General features: G+C 50.7%; 1 protein-coding gene. It reads right to left on the reverse strand.

Going from position 1 to position 609, the window contains the following annotated elements:
- Positions 1–33 precede the first annotated feature (33 nt).
- The gene (locus tag B3K78_RS08480; RefSeq protein ID WP_027874607.1) at positions 34–375 is read right to left on the reverse strand and encodes a DUF1820 family protein; all 342 of its coding nucleotides are present in this window, start codon (positions 373–375) and stop codon (positions 34–36) included.
- Between the last annotated feature and the right edge of the window lie 234 nt (positions 376–609).

The raw sequence follows: 609 nt of genomic DNA on the forward strand, positions 1-609 counted from the left end.
AAAGGGGCCGATTGGCCCCTTTTTTATTGCGCCCTACTCGCCCGAGGGCCCCTTAGGTATCGGCTGACCGCCCATGGGGAAATGCCGCACATTGCTGCCACCCTCGGCATCCAGAATCTTGCCCGGCCCCTCTTTTTCCACTTCATCCACACGAATAATCGAGTGCATCGGCAGGTAACTACGAGTCACACCACTGAACTCATTTTTCAGCTTTTCTTCACCCGGATTGACGACAATTTGCCCTGGATCACCGAAAACAAACTCTTCAACCTCAATAAAACCGTACAGCTCGCTCTGGTATATCGCGCGGGCATACAGCTCATACACCTGGTTGTTGTTGTGAAAAATCACCTTATAGATTGGGGACTTAGCCATAAAGCACACAGTTCTCTAGCAAACAGTAACGATCTCGCAAGCGCAAAAGCGACCGCTCGCGCGGCGGCGGATCATACCACATGTCATCTCAAAGCACCGAACTCATTGGGCTTTAGCCGTTGACACCGCTATAATGTCGGCCCATTTTCTATCGGCTTGTCGCCACACCATGACTGAGAAAACCAAAAAACTGTATATCAAAACCCACGGCTGTCAGATGAACGAGTACGACTC

The sequence above is a fragment of the Spongiibacter sp. UBA1325 genome, from assembly GCF_002306875.1.
Lineage (GTDB): Bacteria > Pseudomonadota > Gammaproteobacteria > Pseudomonadales > Spongiibacteraceae > Spongiibacter > Spongiibacter marinus.